Here is a 16,186-nt window from a genome sequence, read left to right as displayed (position 1 = left end):
CACGTCGTGGTTCCAGCCGGACAGGGGTGTTGGCTCGGGCTCCGTTGCGCACCGACCGGGAAGGCCTAGGAGGGGGCGAGGGTGGTCAGCGGTCCGGTGATGGAGTTCACGGTGAGCACCGTCGGGCCGGCCGTGCCGTAGGCGATGGCGGTCACCGAGCAGGGCGACACCACGATGCGCTGGAAGAGGTCGAGGTGGGTGCCGAGGGCGTCGGCCACGGCGGCTTTGATCGGGTCGGCGTGCGAGACGGCGACCACCACCCCGCCGCGGTGCGCCTCGACGAGAGAGGCGACGGCGCCGGTCATGCGGGCCTGCATCTCCACGAACGACTCGCCACCGGGGAAGCGGAAGCCGCTCGGGTAGCGCTGCACGGTGGTCCACTCGGGCAGCTTGGAGAGCGCCTTCAGCTCCCGACCCGTCCAGTCGCCGAAGTCGCACTCGATGAGGCCCTTCGTGGTGCGGACCCGCAGCCCGCGGGCCTTGGCGATCGGTGCCGCGGTCTCGCGAGTGCGCTCCATGGGGGACGCGTAGACGGCGTCGACCCGCTTCAGCTCGCCGAGGCGGGCGGCGACCGCGTCGGCCTGCTCTCGGCCGCTGTCGGCCAGGTGGAGCCCCGGGGCCCGGCCGGGCAGGGTGGCGCCGGTGGTGGGCGTCTGGCCGTGGCGGACGAAGAGCACCAGGGTCGAGGGCGGTGGCTTGGCCCCGCGCGGCGACCGGGAGCGTGAGGTCGTGGAGGCGATGGGGCCAACCTACCGTGCAGGGGTGGACTCCCTTCAGCGCCTGCACGACGAGATCGTCGACTGCCGGGCATGCCCGCGACTGGTGGCGTGGCGGGAGGAGGTCGCCCGCACCAAGCGGGCGTCGTTCGCCCACGAGGACTACTGGGGCCGGCCCGTCCCGGGCTTCGGCGATCCCGATGCGACCGTGTTGGTCGTCGGTCTGGCGCCGGCCGCCCACGGTGCCAACCGCACCGGGAGGGTCTTCACCGGCGACCGGTCAGGCGACTGGCTCTTCCGCGCCATGCACCGGGCCGGCTTGGCCAACCAGCCCACGAGCGTGAGCGCCGACGACGGGCTGCGGCTCACCGGCGCCTGGGTTAGTGCCGCCGTCCGGTGCGCCCCGCCCGCCAACAAGCCCACGCCCGAGGAGCGCGACACGTGTCGCCCGTTCCTCGAGCGGGAGTGGGCGCTGCTCGACCGGGTTCGGGTGGTGGTCGCCCTGGGGTCCTTCGGCTATCAGGTGGCCGCTGGGCTGGCGGCGCTGCGCCCCCGGCCGCGCTTCGGCCACGGGGTGGAGGTGCTCGCCGGGGGCCGGACGATCATCTGCTCGTACCACCCGAGCCAGCAGAACACCTTCACCGGCACGCTCACCGAGGAGATGCTCGACGCCGTGTTCAGTCGGGCGCGGGACCTGTCGGTGGCGCCGCCTCGCTGAGCCGGTCGGCCCGGTCGCGCCGGGTGGCGATCACGTCGAGGGCGACCATGCGCCCGCCGACGATCGACATGAGGGCGCCGAAGAGGACGGCGGACAAGGTGGGGTCGAGGCCGATCGAGACGCGCGAGGCGCCGAAGGCGGTGATGACGCCGCCGATGCCCACCGCGGCGGCGACGCGCAGGTCGGTGTTGCCGTGGTGGCGGTTGCGGTAGGTGCCGAGCAACGCGGTGGGGAGGATGACCAGGAGCGACGTGCCCTTGGCCACCACCGCGCTCATGCCGAGCAGCAGCATCATCGCCGGCACCATGACGATCCCGCCGCCCACGCCGAGCAGGCCGGAGAGCACGCCGGCGACGAGGCCGATCACCACTGCGCTCCAGTCGGGCAGCAGGGCGTCGCCCCGCTCGGCCACGCCGCCGGGGGCGAGGAGGAAGCGCAGGCCGGTGGCCACCAGGATGGCGGCGAAGCCGACGCGCAGGGTGCGCTGGGGCAGCACCGACAGCAGGTGGGTGCCGATCCAGGCTCCGACGAGGCTGCCCGAGACGAGCAACGCGGCCACCGCGAAGCTCACCTTGGCGTCGAGCAGGTAGCCGAGGGCGCCGGCGGCGGCGATGGGGACGATGGCCGCCAGGGAGACGCCGTGCGCCATGCGCTGCGTCATCTTCGTCAGGCCGGTGAGGCCCGGCACGATCACGATGCCGCCCCCGACCCCGAAGAGGCCGGAGAGGGCACCGGCGATGGCACCCACCAGGCCGGAGCGGCCCACGCTGGGACCCGGCTCCCCGGCCCGGCGGGTGGTCATCGTGAGGTCAGCCGCTCAGCTGAGGCGCTCGACGATCATGGCCATGCCCTGGCCGCCGCCGACGCACATGGTCTCGATCCCGAAGGTCTTGTCCAGCGTCTGGAGGTCGTTGAGCAGGGTGGTCATGATGCGAGCGCCGGTCTGGCCGAAGGGGTGGCCGAGGGCGATGGCCCCGCCGTTGGGGTTGAGCTTGTCCTCGATGGAGATGCCGAGCTCGTCGCACACGGGGATCACCTGGGCGGCGAAGGCCTCGTTGAGCTCCACCACGTCGATGTCGTCGATGGTCATGCCCGCCTGGGCGAGGACCTTCTTGACGGCCTCGATGGGACCGACGCCCATGATCTCGGGGGCGAGGCCGGAGACCGAGGAGGCGACGATGCGGGCGAGGGGCTTGATGCCGAGGGCCTTGGCCTTGTCGGCGCTCATGACCACCACGGCGGCGGCGCCGTCGTTCAGCGGGCAGGCGTTGCCGGCGGTGACCTTTCCGTCCTCCTTGAAGACGGGCTTGAGGCTGCCCAGCTTCTCGAGGGTGGTGCCGGCGCGGGGGCCGTCGTCCTTCGAGACGACGGTGCCGTCGGGGAGGGTGTAGGGGCTGATCTCGCGGTCGAAGAAGCCGTTCTCCTGGGCGGCCACGGCCCGGTCCTGGCTCAGCTTGGCAACCTCGTCCATGCGCTCGCGCGAGACCTTGAACTGCTCGGCCACGTTCTCGGCCGTCATGCCCATGGGGATGTAGACCGAGCTGATGAAGTCGTTGCCGCCGGGGATGAACCGGGGGTTCATGTCGTCCTTCTGGAAGCCACGACCGCCGGTGCGGCTGACGCTCTCCACGCCGGCGGCGACGTAGCAGTCGCCCTCGCCGGCCTTGATGGCGTGGAAGGCCATGCGGATGGTCTGCAGCGACGAGGCGCAGAAGCGGTTCACGGTGGTGCCGGGCACGGTGTCGGGCAGGCCGGCGAGGAGGGCGATGTTGCGGCCCACGTTCATGCTCTGCTCACCGGCGCCGTTGGCGGCACCGACGATGACGTCCTCGACGTCGGCCGGGTCGAGGCCGGGGACCTTCTTCATGGCCTCGGCCACGATGAAGCCACCCATGTCGTCGGGTCGCGCCTCGGCGAGGGAGCCCTTGAAGGCTCGGCCGATGGGCGTACGGGCGGTTGAGACGATGACTGCCTCGGGCATGTGTGGACTCCCCCTGTGGGTGCTGATTCGCGGGTCGGACGTGCGTGAGCGAGCGTAACCAGCCTGTCCGGGCCCCCGACAATCCGGTCAGGAGGCGGGCAGCACGCCCGGTGCCGCCACCGCGGTGGCGGGCCAGCGGGCGCGGCTCTTCCCGGCCAGCTTGTGCATGAGCTCGATGGCACCGGGGTCATCGTCACCAGGACGGCCGATGATGGAGCCGTCCTCGAGCATCTTGATGATGATCTCGCGCCCGAGGTCGGTGCGGACCACGGTGAGGGTCCAGTCGGGGTACTGGCCGATGCCGCCGGTGGAGATGTCGGCGTGCTCGGCGGCGAAGTCGGGGCAGAACAGGCAGCCCTCGCGCGTCCAGGCGTGGCACTCCTTGAGCGGGACCTCGCGGTAGGTGCCGTCCTTCATCCAGAGCTGGAACACGCCCTTGATGTTCATCTTGGCGATCTCGGCCTTGGGCAGGTCGTACTTGGCCTCGAAGAGCTCCTCGAAGATGGCGTCGTCGAACGTCTTCGAGCACAGCAGCCCGATGTTGAGGGCGAACTTGCGCCCCAACTTGCCGATCTTGCGGGAGCTCATGGTGGGCAGCGCCGAGGTCTGGCAGCCCATGCCGACGAGGGCCAGCTTCTCGGCGCCCCCCTCGATGGCCTCGTCGTAGGCCAGCGTGTTGGCCGAGTAGGTGTAGCGGCTGCCGGCCGAGCGGACGACGTCGTCGGCGTTGCGGGCCACGCCCGGCGTGGCCGTCCAGCCGGTGTCGCCCTCGAGGTACGACACGAGGGCGGCGTCGATGTAGCCGTGATCCAGGGCCCAGATGAGGATGGCCGACACGAGGCCGCCGTCCTGGCCCTTCTCGTGGATGAAGTCGTCGGAGGCGCGGGCGAGGATCACGTCCTTGCTGATGCCCGCGATCTCGTCGGGCTGGCGCTCGCGGCCGAACATGTAGGTGTCGGCTTCGATCTCCCATGCCCGGAAGCGGGGGCAGGCCCGGGTGCAGCTGGTGCAGCCCTTCTGGCCGTGGATGCAGTCGTCGTCGCCCAGCTCCTCCTCGAGGTGGAAGGGCCGGTAGCCGCCCTGGTTGTGGTCGTAGCCGATGACGTCGTGGGGGCAAGAGATGACGCAGGCGGCGCAGCCGGTGCAGAGGCCGCTGGTGATCACCTCGGCATAGAGCTCGGCCCACTGGGCGGTCCAGCGTTCCCTCTTCGATGCGGGCGGTGGGGCGTCCTCGGTCACTGCCATGGGCCGATCCTATTGGCGCGGCGCGGACTGGCCGGCAGTTGGGTTCGACCCTGCAGGCGGGCAAGATTGGCGGATGGACCTCACGTACCCGCCCGAAGCAGAAGAGTTCCGCAGCGAGATCCGCGCCTGGCTCGAGGCCAACCTGCCCGACGGCTGGTTCGACGACGACTTCGACCTCGAGGGCGAGGCGCGAGAGCAGTTCAACAAGGAGTGGACCAAGAAGCTCTACGAGGGCGGCTGGATCTGCTCGACCTGGCCCCAGGAGTACGGCGGCAAGGGTCTAAGCACCATCCAGGCCGTGGTCCTCAACGAGGAGTTCAGCGGGGCCAACGCCCCGATGCGCGCCGACTTCTTCGGCGACACCCTCGTCGGCCCCACCATCCTCCAGTGGGGCACCGAGGAGCAGAAGCAGGAGTTCCTCCCGAAGATCCTCTCGGGCCAGATCGCCTGGTGCCAGGGCTTCTCCGAGCCGGAGTCCGGCTCCGACCTCGCCTCGCTGAAGTGCAAGGCCGAGCTCGACGGTGACGAGTGGGTCATCAACGGCCAGAAGGTCTGGACCACCCAGGCCCAGCACGCCGACTACGTGTTCCTCCTCGCCCGCACCGACCAGAGCGTCTCCAAGCACGCCGGCATCTCCTACCTGCTGGTGCCCATGCACCAGGACGGCGTCGAGATCCGCCCCATCATCCAGCCCGACGGATCCGGCGAGTTCAACGAGGTGTTCTTCACCGACGCACGCTGCCCCAAGGACGCGGTCGTGGGTGGCGTCAACAACGGGTGGAAGGTCGCCATGACCACCCTCGGCTTCGAACGGGGATCCTCGGCCACCACCGGCTACCGCCGCTTCGAGCGCGAGCTCGACGTGATCATGGAGCGGGCCAAGCGCAACGGGAAGATCGACGACCCGGTCATCCGCCAGCGCCTCATGGAGGCCCACACCAAGGTCCAGATCATGAAGGTGAACGGCTGGCGCAGCCTCTCGGCGGTGCTGCACGACAAGAAGGACATGGGCGTCGCCGCCCTCGGTGCCACCAACAAGATGTTCTGGTCCGAGTACCACCGCGACGTCATGGAGCTGGCCATGGACATCCTGGGCATGGACGCCCAGATCCTCACCGGCGACTCCGGTGAGGACAACATCCCCGGGATGATGCGCTCCGGCCGTGGGCGCGACGACTACCCGGTCAGCCCGCTGCAGGCGGCCTTCTTCTTCTCCCGCTCCGAGACGATCTGGGGCGGCACCGCCGAGGTCCAGCGCAACATCGTCGGCGAACGGGTCCTCGGACTGCCCAAGGAGCCCAAGGCGGAGTCCGAGAAGCGCGACAAGGAGAAGGACCAGGCGAAGGCCTGAGGTCGGCGTGTCGGCCGCCTTGTGTGCTCGTCGGGCGACGGTGGCATGGTGAGGGGACACCTTCTGACCACGACGAGAGAGGTCGACACCCATGGCCACCGAGTGCCCCGCCGCCGACGGCTCCAGCCCCCGCACGACCAGCTTCGACGGGCCCCCGCCGATGTGCATCGACCCGTCCAAGCGCTACACCGCCGAGATGGAGACGTCGCTCGGGACCATGGTGATCGCCCTCGACGCCGACGCCGCGCCGAACGCGGTGAACAACTTCGTGTTCCTGTCCCGCTACCACTTCTACGACGGCGTGGTCTTCCACCGCATCATCCCGGGCTTCATGTGCCAGGGCGGCGACCCCGAGGGCAGCGGCCGCGGGGGTCCCGGCTACCGCTTCGCCGACGAGCTCCCCAAGCCGGGCCGCTACGAGATCGGCTCGGTGGCCATGGCCAACGCCGGACCCAACACCAACGGCAGCCAGTTCTTCCTCGTGAGCGGTCCGTCCGGGGTGGGCCTGCCGCCGCAGTACTCGCTGTTCGGCAAGATCGTGAAGGGCCTCGACGTCCTCGACCAGATGGAGAAGGTGCCCACCGGCTCCGGCGACCGCCCCAAGGAGGACGTCGTCATCCGTTCGGTCACCATCACCGAGTCCGACTGACGGCCGCCCCGCCTCGTGCCGGCCACGGCTGACCGACGGACCGGGCGGCTGCCATCCCCCGGCGGGCTGGCGCTGGTGGCCCTGGTGGTCACTGCAGCATCGGCGGTCGGGGCGGTGCCTCGGTGGCAGGGGTTGCCCCACCTGGTGGGGTTGCCCCCGCTCGACGTCATCGCCGACATCCGGTTCCTCCTGGTCCACGCCACCGGGCTGCCCACGTTCATCGCCGGCGTGGTGGTGTCGGTGGCCGTGCGGTCGCTGGTGCTCGCATCGCTGCTGGGCGGCATCACCCGGGCGCGGGTGCTCTTCGCCCTCCGCTTCTACCTCGTCGTGCTGGTGCCGGCCGGGCTGGCGGCGACCCTGTCGTTCGCGTCGATGGCCGTGCTCTACTACCTCTTCTTCTGGCTGGGGTGGGGGTTCACCGTCATCCTGGCGATGACCACCGGCGCCGGCCCCTGGATGGGCGGCGCCCGGTTACGGACCGCGTTCGCCACCTCGGTTCGCCGGGGGTTCCGCTCCGGGACGATCGGTTGCTACCTGGCCCTGCTGACGGTGCTGGGGGCGGTCGCCGACCTCGGCGGCGAGGTGGGGGCCGTCGTCGTCGTGCCGCTCTCGGCGGCACTCACCTGGGGTGCCGTGGTGGTGCTCAGGCTCGACCCCCCGCGCACCCGTGTGCCCCGTCGGGTCGTCGCCACCGTGCCGGCGGCGGGCATCGTCGCTCTCGCCGTCGTGGTGGTCACGGGGCCGGCGGGGCCGGTCGACCGACCGTCGGCGAGGGCTCAGGAAGGCTCGATCATGCTCATGTCGGGTGTCGACTCGTCGTCGGGTCGGGGGGCGATCCTCGAGATCGACCCGGCGGTCATGGGGTGGACCTGCGAGCAGACGATCCACTTCTCCTATGCCGGCCCGGGGGACGGGCAGCCGCAGCGGCAGGCGCAGTGTCCGATCGAGCAGGGGGCGCCGTACGGGCCGCAGGACACGCTGCGCAGCCGCGAAGACCTGGTCGGGTTCCTGGAGGCGCAGTCCGCCGAGCTCGACCCGCCCGGCGTGGTGGTCGGCCACTCACAGGGGGCCTGGCTGGTGTGGGACGCCGCCTCCCTCGACCGGCTCCCCAACACCGACCTGATCGTGCTCGTGGGGTCGTTCTCCGAGAACCGGGTGACCTATCCGGCGGCGGGTGAGCAGGGCCCGGGAGCGGTGGGACGAGGGCTGCTCGGGCTGCTCCTGTCGACCCCGCCAGTCGGCGGGATGACCGTGTTCGAGCCCGACTCGCCCCTCGGTCATGAGTGGCTGGCACACCCCGACCGGATCGAGCGCACCCTGGCCCGGCCGCTGCCCGACGGCATCCGCGCCGTCAGCGTGGCCAGCGCCTTCGACCTCCCGCTGCTACCCGGCACCCACCGCATCGACGGCGCCGTCGACGCCTGCCCCGTGCCGGTCACCCACCCGAACCTGCCATACGCCGAGGAGCTGCAGGAGGTGATCGCCCGGGCTGCCGCCGGCGAGCCGCTGCCGGGGTGCCCGGCGTGGCGAACGGCCATCGGCCCGTTGTTCCGCCACTTCGCACCGCCGCCGTCGGTGGGTGCGTCCACCGGGTAGGTGACGCTCACGGCTCGCCTGACACCAACGTCAGTCGTCGGCGTAGGGTCGAGGCATGTCGATCGCGATCACTGATGACCACCGGGCACTGGCCGACACGGCCGCCGACCTCCTCCTGAAGCGGAACGCACGCGGTGCGGCGCGCCAGTTGCTCGACGCCCCCGACGAGTCGATGCCTGCGCTGTGGGACGATGTCGCCGGCCTCGGCTGGCTCGGCCTGCACCTGCCCGAGGAGCACGGCGGCTCCGGCTACACGCTCGAGGAGCTCGTGATCGTGGTGGAGGAGATGGGCCGAGCAGTGGCGCCCGGGCCCTTCGTCCCCACGGTGATCGCCAGCGCGGTGATCGCCGCCGCCGGCGATGACGACCTCAAGGCCAAGCTCCTCCCGGGTCTGGCCGAAGGCTCGACCGTGGGCGCTGTCGCCCTCGACGGCGCGGTCAGCGTGAGCGGGGGCACGGTCTCCGGCGACGCCGGCGTGGTGATCGGCGGCGGGTTGGCCGACGTGCTGGTGGTCGCCGCCGGCGACGACGTGGTCGTGGTCCAGGTGGGCCCGGGCGTCGACATCGAGGTGCCCCCGAGCCTCGACCCCACCCGTCGAGCGGCGCGGGTGACCCTCGACGGGGCGAGCGCCACAGTCCTCGTCGGCGCCCGTCCCCTCCTCATCGACCTGGCCCGGGTGATCCTCTCGGCCGAGGCCGTCGGCGTGGCGCGGGAGTGCACCCAGCTGGCCGCTGCCTACTCCAAGGAGCGGATCCAGTTCGGCCGCCCCATCGCCATGTACCAGGCGGTGAAGCACCACTGCGCCAACATGGCCGTGGCCACCGAGCTGGCGACCTCGGCGGTGTGGGACGCCGCTCGCGCCGCCCGGACCGGTGGCGACCAGCTTCGCTACGCCGCCGCCGTGGCCGCCTCTCTCGCGGCGCCGGCCGCCGACCTGTGCGCCAACCTCAACACCCAGGTGCACGGCGGCATCGCCATCACCTGGGAGCACGACGCCCACCTCTACATGCGCCGCGCCACCACGCTGCTCACGGTCCTCATCCCGGGCCGGGCCGCGGCCGACGTCGCCGACCTCACCCGAGCCGGCGTCGTCCGGGCCAAGGCTGTCGAGCTCCCGCCCGAGGCCGAGCCCATCCGCGAGGAGGTCCGTGCCTTCGCCGAGAGCATCAAGGGCCTCTCGGCCGAGGAGCAGCGGACCCGGCTGATCGAGACCGGCTACGTGATGCCGAGCTGGCCCAAGCCCCACGGGCGGGCCGCCGGCGCCGTCGAGCAGCTCGTCATCGAGGAGGAGTTCGCCGCCGCCGGTGTCACGCGTCCCGGCTACGGCATCACCGGGTGGGTCATCCTCACCCTGATCCAGTACGGCACCGAGGACCAGGTGGCCCGCTGGGTCAAGCCTGCCCTCGACCAGGACGTCAGCTGGTGCCAGCTCTTCAGCGAGCCCGACGCCGGCTCCGACGCCGCCGGCGTCAAGACCAAGGCCACCCGCGTCGAGGGGGGCTGGCTCGTCAGCGGGCAGAAGGTCTGGACCAGCGGTGCCCACGAGGCCGGCATGGGCTTCGCCACCGTGCGCACCAACCCCGACGTGCCCAAGCACGACGGCATCACGATCATGGTCATCGACATGCACGCCGAGGGCGTCGAGGTCCGGCCCCTGAAGATGACCACCGGCAACTCGTCGTTCAACGAGGTGTTCTTCAACGAGGTGTTCGTCCCCGACGACGACGTCGTCGGCCCCGTCGACGGCGGGTGGACGGTGGCCCGCGCCACCCTCGGCAACGAGAGCGTGAGCATCGGCGGCGGCCAGGGAGGCATGTCCATGCCCGGATCGGCGCTGGTGACGCCCTTCGACGCCCACCCCGAGCGCCTGACCGGCGGCGCCGCCCGAGTGGGCCGCTACGCCGCCCAGCACCAGGCCATGGGCCTGCTCAACCTGCGCAGCGTCAACCGGGCCGTCTCCAGCGCGGAGCCCGGTCCAGAAGGGGCGATCACCAAGCTCGTGCTGTCCGAGCTGGGGCACGAGGCCGCCGCCATCCTCACCGAGCTCAACGGGCCCGACGCCGCCTTCATGGACGGCCCCGGTGGGATGAGCAACATGCTCGTCCTCATGCACCGCGGCATGTCGATCGCCGGTGGCACATCCGAGATCAAGCGCAACCAGATCGGCGAGCGGATCCTCGGCCTGCCCCGTGACCCGTTGCTCAAGTAGCGGCGGTCACTGTGGGTGGCGCCCTCGGCAGGACTCGAACCTGCGCACACGCCTCCGGAGGGCGATGCTCTATCCGCTGAGCTACGAGGGCGGGACGTTCTGACGGTGGCTGGGCCTCTCGGCCCGCCGCCGGTGCGAAGGGCCATGGTAGCGGCCCCGGCCGGCGCCCGGTCCCGCGCCGGATCGCCGATCCAAGGTGTCGGATCAACGCCCCCCCGGCGGGTCGGTCTCCACCTGGGCACTACCGTGCACCGCCAGCAGCCTGCCGATGAGGGGTCGACCCGGATGGAGCTCACGTTGGTCGCCCTCGTCGCGGCGATGGTCGCGACGTTGGCGGGGGCTGCCATCCAGGGGTCCATCGGGTTCGGCATGAACCTCGTCACCGTCCCGGTGCTCGCGCTGCTGGTTCCCGAGGCGCTCCCGGTCGCGGTGATCCTCCTCGGCCTCCCGATCTCGGTGACCATGCTGCGCCACGAGCGTGCGGCGGTCGACCGTGCCGGGGTCATGTGGATCATCTGTGGGCGGCTCCCCGGTTCGGCCGTGGGGGCATGGGTCGCTGCAACGGTGGCTGTCGAGACGCTTCAGCAGCTCGTGGGCGTGGTCATCCTGTGCTTCGTGATCGCGAGCATCGCGATGCCGCCGGTGCCGGTGCGACGTGGGACACAGGTGCTGACCGGCGCGGTGTCGGGCGTGACCGGCACCGCAGCGGGCATCGGTGGACCACCGCTGGCCCTGCTGTACCAGCACCACACGGGTCCGACCATGCGGTCGACGCTGGCCGCGTCGTTCTTCGTCGGCACCTTCGTGTCGATGGTGGCTCTCGGCATCGCGGGCGCCGTCGGCGCGGGTCCGGTCCTCCTCGGGCTCGTGCTGGCGCCCGTCGTCGTCCTTGGCTCCCACTTCGGTCGCCGTTCTCACGCGTTCCTCGCCCGGGGGTGGCTGCGCTCGGCGGTGCTGGTGTTCTCGGCGGTCTCGGCGGCGGTGGTCATTGCCGACTCACTGACCTAGAACAGTTGCCATGCTGGGTCCACCCACCGCCATCCCCCCTGCAACCACGGAGGTCCGGTCATGAGCGACCCCTCGCCACGTCGTGTCGCCATGATCTCGGCGGCCGGGACCTATGCCGGACCTGCCCTCGCCCGGCTCCTCGCCGGCCGTGGCCACGATCTCGTCCTGGGCGATCCCACCCCTGCCCTCGTCGACGAGCTACGGGCGGTGGGGTCCGAGGTGGCCGTCGTCGACGACGTCGCCGACCTGGCCACCGATGGCGCCACCGAGCGGCTGGTCGACGCCGCCCGCGAACGGTTCGGTCGCCTCGACGCCGCCACCATGGCCTCGGGCGTCATCGTCACCGGCCGGTTCGCCGACGCCACGGTCGACGACCTCCACCTGGCGGTCCGCGGTTGCATGGAGGCGCCCTTCCGCTTCCTCAAGGCCGTGGTCCCGGCCATGGTCGATGCCGGCGGCGGGCAGGTGCTGGTCCAGACGAGCGCGGCGGGTGCGCGGACGACGCCGGGAGCCCCGCTGTACTCCGCGGCTCGCGCCGGGGCGAACCACCTCGTCCGCAACGTCGCCGGCGAGGTCGCCCGCCACGGCGTGCAGGTCAACGCCGTCGGCACCAACTTCATGGACTTCCCCGCCTTCTTGAAGGCCAGTGGCGCCGAGACCCCCGAGGGGCGAGAGCGGGTCGAGGCCATGGTCCCGATGAGGCGCCTCGGCGCACTCGAGGAGTTCGCCGCCTTCTGCGCCGTCTTCCTCGACGGCACCAGCGGCTTCACCACCGGTCAGTTCGTCCCCTACGCCGGCGGGTGGGCGTAGCCGCCGGTCACGCTCGAAGGCGGGCAGAAGCTCCGCTGACGTGACTAGAATTCTGGTCATGTCTGATGTGGTGCTCTCGCTGGCGGAGATCAAGAAGCGGCTCTCCGAGATCGTCGACGGTGTCGAGGGCCGTCACGATCGCGTTGTGCTCACCCGCCACGGCCGACCCGCAGCCGTGATCCTGAGCCCCGATGACCTCGAGTCGCTCGAGGAGACCCTGGATCTCCTGTCGGACCCGGAGGCGATGCGTGAGATCCGCGAGGCCGAGGCAGCGGTCGACGCTGGCGACGTGGTGACCGCCGATGAGCTCCGTGCCACGTACCTGAAGCGCTGATGTCGTGGACGCTGGTGGTCGCTGCACCAGCAGAGCGGTCACTTGCTCGACTCACTGAAGGCGTCGCTGCCGCGGTCATCGAGTTCATGCTCGGCCCACTGACCGAGGCACCGACCGCCGTCGGGAAGCCGCTGCAACGGGAGCTCTCGGGCTACTGGTCGGCCCGACGCGGCTCCTATCGCGTCATCTACCGGCTGGACGACGACCAACGACGAATCGTCGTCGTCCGCATCGAACACCGAAGCGACGTCTACCGGCGGAGATAGGTCCTCCAGCACCCGCGCGGCGTCGTCACAGCGTCCGGATCGTCACCGAGATGTCGAGCACCTTCTCCCTGGGCCATCGACGATCGGTCGTGACTCCGGTCCCCCGATCGGGTCGCGCGCCCTCTACCCTTCGCTGGGTGAGCGAGCGGAGGTGGCAGGTCGTGGCGGCGGTGGTCGCGGTGGGCGTGCTCGTCGCGCTCGGCCGTCTCCTCCTGGCGCTGACCGACAGCGACGAGGGTCCTCGCAGGGTGTCCTCGAGCGCTGACTCCCTCTCGGTGCGCGACGCCATCAGCCGTCAGATCCCCCGGTCGGTGCCCGTCACCGGCTTCGCCTTCGTCGACGAGGACGGGTCGCTGCGCCTGTGCGATGGCCGGGAACCGGGGTCGCCGCCCCAATGCATCGGGCCGTGGCTCGACGTCACGGGGATCGACCCGGGCCGGCTCAACCTGCGGCGGAGCGACCCGCCCACCGGGGTCTCGTGGTCGCGCGGCCCGGTGGTGCTGGCGGGCGTGGTCCAGCCGGGCCGCCTCCTCGCCGAGGAGATCGTGTCGTGAGCTTCGGGCGCCGAGCGGTGTCGGTGCTGCTGGTCGCCTCGCTGCTCGCGTCGTGCAGCGGCGACGACGGCGGGACCGACGAGACAGGCGAGGTGGACCCCCAGGTCGTCCGCGACTCGATCAACCTGGTCGCCTCAGACGGCACCACGGCGATCGCGTTCTCGGTGCGGCTGGAGGGCCTCCCCCCGGACTTCGGAGACCTCTCGGTCACCGGCGAGGGGCTGGCGTCGCTGGACCACGATGGCGCCCGCATCGAGTTGGAGGTCAGCGAGGGGATGGCCGAGGTCGTCGGAGCTGAGGCCGGCGTGGTCGAGCTCGTCGACGACGGCACCGAGGCGGTGGTCCGGGCCCAAGGGGAGCCGTGGCGTCAGGTCACCGGCGAGGCGCGGCAGGGTGGCGGTGGCGGTTTCACCCTCATCCGGGGCACCGACGCCCTCGCCGGCGTGCGCTTCATGGAGCGGGCGGTGGTAACCGCCCGCCTCCTCGGGTCGAACGACGTGCGGGGCCGGCCAGCCACCCGGTACCTGGTGACGCTCGACCCGTCCGTCGTCGAGGGCGACGACGCCGCCGCAGCGATTGCCGCCGACCTCGACGCCGCCGGCTTCGGGATCCTGGCCGGCTACGCGTGGGTCGACGACGACGGGCGCCTGGTCCGGGCCCGCTACGACGTCGACCTCGGTGACCTGACCGGGGGCGGGCCCTTCGGTGCCGGGGGCCGCTTCGTCAGCGAGGTCGAGCTCTTCGACGTCGGGGCCGACCTCGACCGCACGCTGCCCACCGTGGGAGGCCGGGGAGGCCAGGCCGTCGAGCCGACGGAGCTCCGACGCCTGCTCGGCGGCGTGGCCTCCTGATCAGGGTCGGCCGGGCGGACGCCATGCCGACATCCGCGTGCGAGCTCACTCGAGGTTGGCGTCGACCTCGGTCCCGTAGGCTCAGGTGATGGTCGTGCGACCTCGGGACGTGAGGCCGTGGACGCCTGTCGTGGTCGCCCTTGTGGTGCTGGCCAACGGCTGTGGCGGCGGCGACCCGCGGGCAACGACTGACCCTCCGGAACACTCGTACGGCGTCGACACCACGTCGACCGCTCCGGTGGCCCCGGTGGAGGACGCCCACGACGGTGTCGAGGAGGGCCCCACGCAGCCCACCGCACCGCCACCGCCGCCACCGCCTCCAGCGGCCACGCCGCCTCCCACCAGTGGCGAACTAGTCGTGGCGAACCGGTCGGTCCGCGACGACCCGAACGGCTTCCGGATGACCCTCGTGGTCGCCGACAAGCTCGAGTTCGGGTCCACCGAGGACATCCGGATGCAGCTGCAGTTCGAGAACATCTCCGATCGGACGCTTCGACACGACAGCAACCAGACGGTGACCTTTGCGATGTCCGCCGCCGATGGCTCGAGCGAACCCCGGTGGTCGGATGCCGACTGCAGCCCGCAGACCGGTCACACGATGACCACAGGCCCGCTCGAGCTCGCGCCGGGGGAGAGCGGGTCGTCCATCGGCGACTATCCGGCCAAGGTGGTCCCGGGCGGCGATGGCGGGCGCGATCCCGACTCGTGTCGCCTTCCTGCCGGCAGCTACCTCGTGATGGGCAAGGTGGACTGGTGCCCGGACGACGCCGTGCTCACCGCCTCTAACGGTCAGCCGTACTGTGATCCCGACGGTGTGGTGCACGTTGTCAGCGCACCCCTGACAATCAGGATCGGCTGACCTCTCCGCTCGTTCGGCGTCGCCCGCTCAGGTGGTGGCGGTGGCCTGGCGGCGGCGGGGGAGAGCGGCCCACACCAGCGCGGGGTTGGCGCGGACGAGGAGCCAGCCTGCGGTGGCGAGGAGCAGGAGGGGGACGAGGCCGAACCACAGCGCCAGGACGAGACCGGAGGGGGCCTGGGCGGCGGCGATGGTGCGGGTGGGCACGACCACCCGCTCGGGCGGTGCGGCCAGCGCCGACTCGAGGTCGCGGCCGCCGATGGCTGCGAAGTCCGGGTCGTCGTCGAACGGGGCGGGCTCGAGCGACACGGTCCCGTCGGCTGGCCCCTCGATGACCGGCGTGGGTGCGGGGCCGGAGTCGGTCGAGGGAGAAGGACCGGCCGTTCCGGCGCCCCCGGAGCTGGGGCTCGAGGTGGTCCCGCTGGACGGCCGCGGGGTGGCCGTGGGGTCGAGCGACTCGAAGGGCCGCTCGATGCTGCCCGAGACGTAGGCCACCTCGAGGGTGTAGGGCACCGGCGCGGTCGAGAGCCAGTTGGTGATCACGATCTGGTAGTTGCCGGGCTGATCGGTGAAGAAGTTGATGCGTTCGGGGACGCGGGCGCTGGCGCCGGGGTTGCGGGCGCCGTCTTCCTCGTTGGAGCGGATGTCGATGGTCTCCTCGCCGGAGGGGTCGTCCCACAGGTACATGTCGAGGTCGTTGCTCTGGGCGGTGAGCAGCGGCGCCACCGGCTCGGCCTCGAAGAACAGGGTGAACCGGATGAGGAACTCGCCCGGTTGGGCGGGGGCGCGCACCGTGATCGGCACGACATCGCACGCGCCCTCCAGATCGCGGCAGCTCTCGGGGGGGATCGGGCCGCCTTCGACCTCGCCGCGGACGGGGTCGCTGACCGGCAGAGGTGGGTACTCGCGGACCACCGTCTCGCCCTCGAACACGGTGATGCGGCCTTCCTCGGCGCCGATGGCGGGCAGGGCCGCCCACGCCAGGGCGACCCACGCCAGGGCGAGCACGGAGAGCACGGCAGGCAGACGGACGCGCACGGGG

Annotated in this window: 17 protein-coding genes and 1 tRNA gene; 12 read left to right on the top strand and 6 right to left on the bottom strand. The window is 71.4% G+C overall.

Features of this window, described 5'->3' with window-relative positions; genetic code table 11:
* Positions 1-65: 65 nt before the first annotated feature.
* A complete protein-coding gene (locus VMN58_08410) occupies positions 66-677 on the bottom strand; it encodes an MSMEG_4193 family putative phosphomutase (protein ID HUF33211.1) in 612 nt (203 codons plus the stop codon).
* Positions 678-762: 85 nt separating this feature from the next.
* Here VMN58_08410 and VMN58_08405 point away from each other — a divergent pair, with 85 nt between their 5' ends.
* Positions 763-1,434, top strand: coding sequence for a uracil-DNA glycosylase (locus VMN58_08405; GenBank protein ID HUF33210.1), 672 nt, complete (start codon positions 763-765; stop codon positions 1,432-1,434).
* Here the strand turns inward: VMN58_08405 and VMN58_08400 are convergent.
* The 3 genes from VMN58_08400 to VMN58_08390 form a co-directional block, all read right to left on the bottom strand.
* Positions 1,394-2,236 (bottom strand): sulfite exporter TauE/SafE family protein, encoded by an 843-nt coding sequence (locus tag VMN58_08400; protein HUF33209.1) that lies wholly within the window; start codon positions 2,234-2,236, stop codon positions 1,394-1,396. The two genes, VMN58_08405 and VMN58_08400, sit on opposite strands and share 41 nt — an antisense overlap.
* A 15-nt stretch (positions 2,237-2,251) precedes the next feature.
* Positions 2,252-3,415: an acetyl-CoA C-acyltransferase gene (locus tag VMN58_08395; protein HUF33208.1), complete on the bottom strand. Its 1,164-nt coding sequence runs from the start codon at positions 3,413-3,415 to the stop codon at positions 2,252-2,254.
* Between the two features lie 87 nt (positions 3,416-3,502).
* Positions 3,503-4,660: a Coenzyme F420 hydrogenase/dehydrogenase, beta subunit C-terminal domain gene (locus VMN58_08390; GenBank protein HUF33207.1), complete on the bottom strand. Its 1,158-nt coding sequence runs from the start codon at positions 4,658-4,660 to the stop codon at positions 3,503-3,505.
* A gap of 73 nt (positions 4,661-4,733) precedes the next feature.
* Here VMN58_08390 and VMN58_08385 point away from each other — a divergent pair, with 73 nt between their 5' ends.
* The 4 genes from VMN58_08385 (at position 4,734) to VMN58_08370 (ending at position 10,465) form a co-directional block, all read left to right on the top strand.
* Complete coding sequence (locus VMN58_08385; GenBank protein ID HUF33206.1) at positions 4,734-6,011, top strand: acyl-CoA dehydrogenase family protein; 1,278 nt, start codon at positions 4,734-4,736, stop codon at positions 6,009-6,011.
* Positions 6,012-6,102: 91 nt separating this feature from the next.
* Positions 6,103-6,660, top strand: a complete 558-nt coding sequence (locus VMN58_08380) for a peptidylprolyl isomerase (GenBank protein HUF33205.1) — start codon at positions 6,103-6,105, stop codon at positions 6,658-6,660.
* Between the two features lie 75 nt (positions 6,661-6,735).
* Positions 6,736-8,256 (top strand): hypothetical protein, encoded by a 1,521-nt coding sequence (locus VMN58_08375; GenBank protein HUF33204.1) that lies wholly within the window; start codon positions 6,736-6,738, stop codon positions 8,254-8,256.
* A 55-nt stretch (positions 8,257-8,311) separates the two neighbouring features.
* A complete protein-coding gene (locus VMN58_08370) occupies positions 8,312-10,465 on the top strand; it encodes an acyl-CoA dehydrogenase (protein ID HUF33203.1) in 2,154 nt (717 codons plus the stop codon).
* A 16-nt stretch (positions 10,466-10,481) separates the two neighbouring features.
* On the opposite strand, the gene VMN58_08365 is transcribed toward VMN58_08370, so the two are convergent.
* Positions 10,482-10,556, bottom strand: a tRNA-Arg gene (locus tag VMN58_08365).
* Positions 10,557-10,750: 194 nt separating this feature from the next.
* Here VMN58_08365 and VMN58_08360 point away from each other — a divergent pair.
* The 7 genes from VMN58_08360 (at position 10,751) to VMN58_08330 (ending at position 15,147) form a co-directional block, all read left to right on the top strand.
* The gene (locus VMN58_08360) at positions 10,751-11,473 is read left to right on the top strand and encodes a sulfite exporter TauE/SafE family protein (GenBank protein HUF33202.1); all 723 of its coding nucleotides are present in this window, start codon (positions 10,751-10,753) and stop codon (positions 11,471-11,473) included.
* Positions 11,474-11,533: 60 nt separating this feature from the next.
* Complete coding sequence (locus tag VMN58_08355) at positions 11,534-12,283, top strand: SDR family oxidoreductase (protein HUF33201.1); 750 nt, start codon at positions 11,534-11,536, stop codon at positions 12,281-12,283.
* 58 nt (positions 12,284-12,341) lie between these two features.
* Complete coding sequence (locus VMN58_08350; protein HUF33200.1) at positions 12,342-12,617, top strand: type II toxin-antitoxin system Phd/YefM family antitoxin; 276 nt, start codon at positions 12,342-12,344, stop codon at positions 12,615-12,617.
* Entirely contained in the window at positions 12,617-12,883 is a 267-nt protein-coding gene (locus VMN58_08345) for a type II toxin-antitoxin system RelE/ParE family toxin (protein HUF33199.1), read from the top strand. The genes VMN58_08350 and VMN58_08345 overlap by 1 nt, the downstream gene beginning before the upstream one ends.
* A 137-nt stretch (positions 12,884-13,020) precedes the next feature.
* Entirely contained in the window at positions 13,021-13,437 is a 417-nt protein-coding gene (locus VMN58_08340; GenBank protein HUF33198.1) for a hypothetical protein, read from the top strand.
* Entirely contained in the window at positions 13,434-14,288 is an 855-nt protein-coding gene (locus tag VMN58_08335; protein HUF33197.1) for a hypothetical protein, read from the top strand. The genes VMN58_08340 and VMN58_08335 overlap by 4 nt, the downstream gene beginning before the upstream one ends.
* 409 nt (positions 14,289-14,697) lie before the next feature.
* Positions 14,698-15,147, top strand: a complete 450-nt coding sequence (locus VMN58_08330) for a hypothetical protein (protein ID HUF33196.1) — start codon at positions 14,698-14,700, stop codon at positions 15,145-15,147.
* Between the two features lie 27 nt (positions 15,148-15,174).
* On the opposite strand, the gene VMN58_08325 is transcribed toward VMN58_08330, so the two are convergent.
* Entirely contained in the window at positions 15,175-16,182 is a 1,008-nt protein-coding gene (locus VMN58_08325) for a hypothetical protein (GenBank protein ID HUF33195.1), read from the bottom strand.
* Between the last annotated feature and the right edge of the window lie 4 nt (positions 16,183-16,186).

Source organism: Acidimicrobiales bacterium (assembly GCA_035512495.1).
GTDB lineage: Bacteria > Actinomycetota > Acidimicrobiia > Acidimicrobiales > CADCSY01 > DATKDW01.
The sequence above is the reverse complement of the archived record's forward strand: the minus strand, read 5'-3'. Positions and strand labels throughout refer to the sequence as shown.

Coding starts and splice junctions, on each gene's coding strand:
- VMN58_08380 (HUF33205.1), top strand. CDS start 6,103: ATGGCCACCGAGTGCCCCGCCGCCGACGGCTCCAGCCCCCGCACGACC.
- VMN58_08355 (HUF33201.1), top strand. CDS start 11,534: ATGAGCGACCCCTCGCCACGTCGTGTCGCCATGATCTCGGCGGCCGGG.
- VMN58_08385 (HUF33206.1), top strand. CDS start 4,734: ATGGACCTCACGTACCCGCCCGAAGCAGAAGAGTTCCGCAGCGAGATC.
- VMN58_08400 (HUF33209.1), bottom strand. CDS start 2,236: ATGACCACCCGCCGGGCCGGGGAGCCGGGTCCCAGCGTGGGCCGCTCC.
- VMN58_08360 (HUF33202.1), top strand. CDS start 10,751: ATGGAGCTCACGTTGGTCGCCCTCGTCGCGGCGATGGTCGCGACGTTG.
- VMN58_08390 (HUF33207.1), bottom strand. CDS start 4,660: ATGGCAGTGACCGAGGACGCCCCACCGCCCGCATCGAAGAGGGAACGC.
- VMN58_08345 (HUF33199.1), top strand. CDS start 12,617: ATGTCGTGGACGCTGGTGGTCGCTGCACCAGCAGAGCGGTCACTTGCT.
- VMN58_08370 (HUF33203.1), top strand. CDS start 8,312: ATGTCGATCGCGATCACTGATGACCACCGGGCACTGGCCGACACGGCC.
- VMN58_08395 (HUF33208.1), bottom strand. CDS start 3,415: ATGCCCGAGGCAGTCATCGTCTCAACCGCCCGTACGCCCATCGGCCGA.
- VMN58_08350 (HUF33200.1), top strand. CDS start 12,342: ATGTCTGATGTGGTGCTCTCGCTGGCGGAGATCAAGAAGCGGCTCTCC.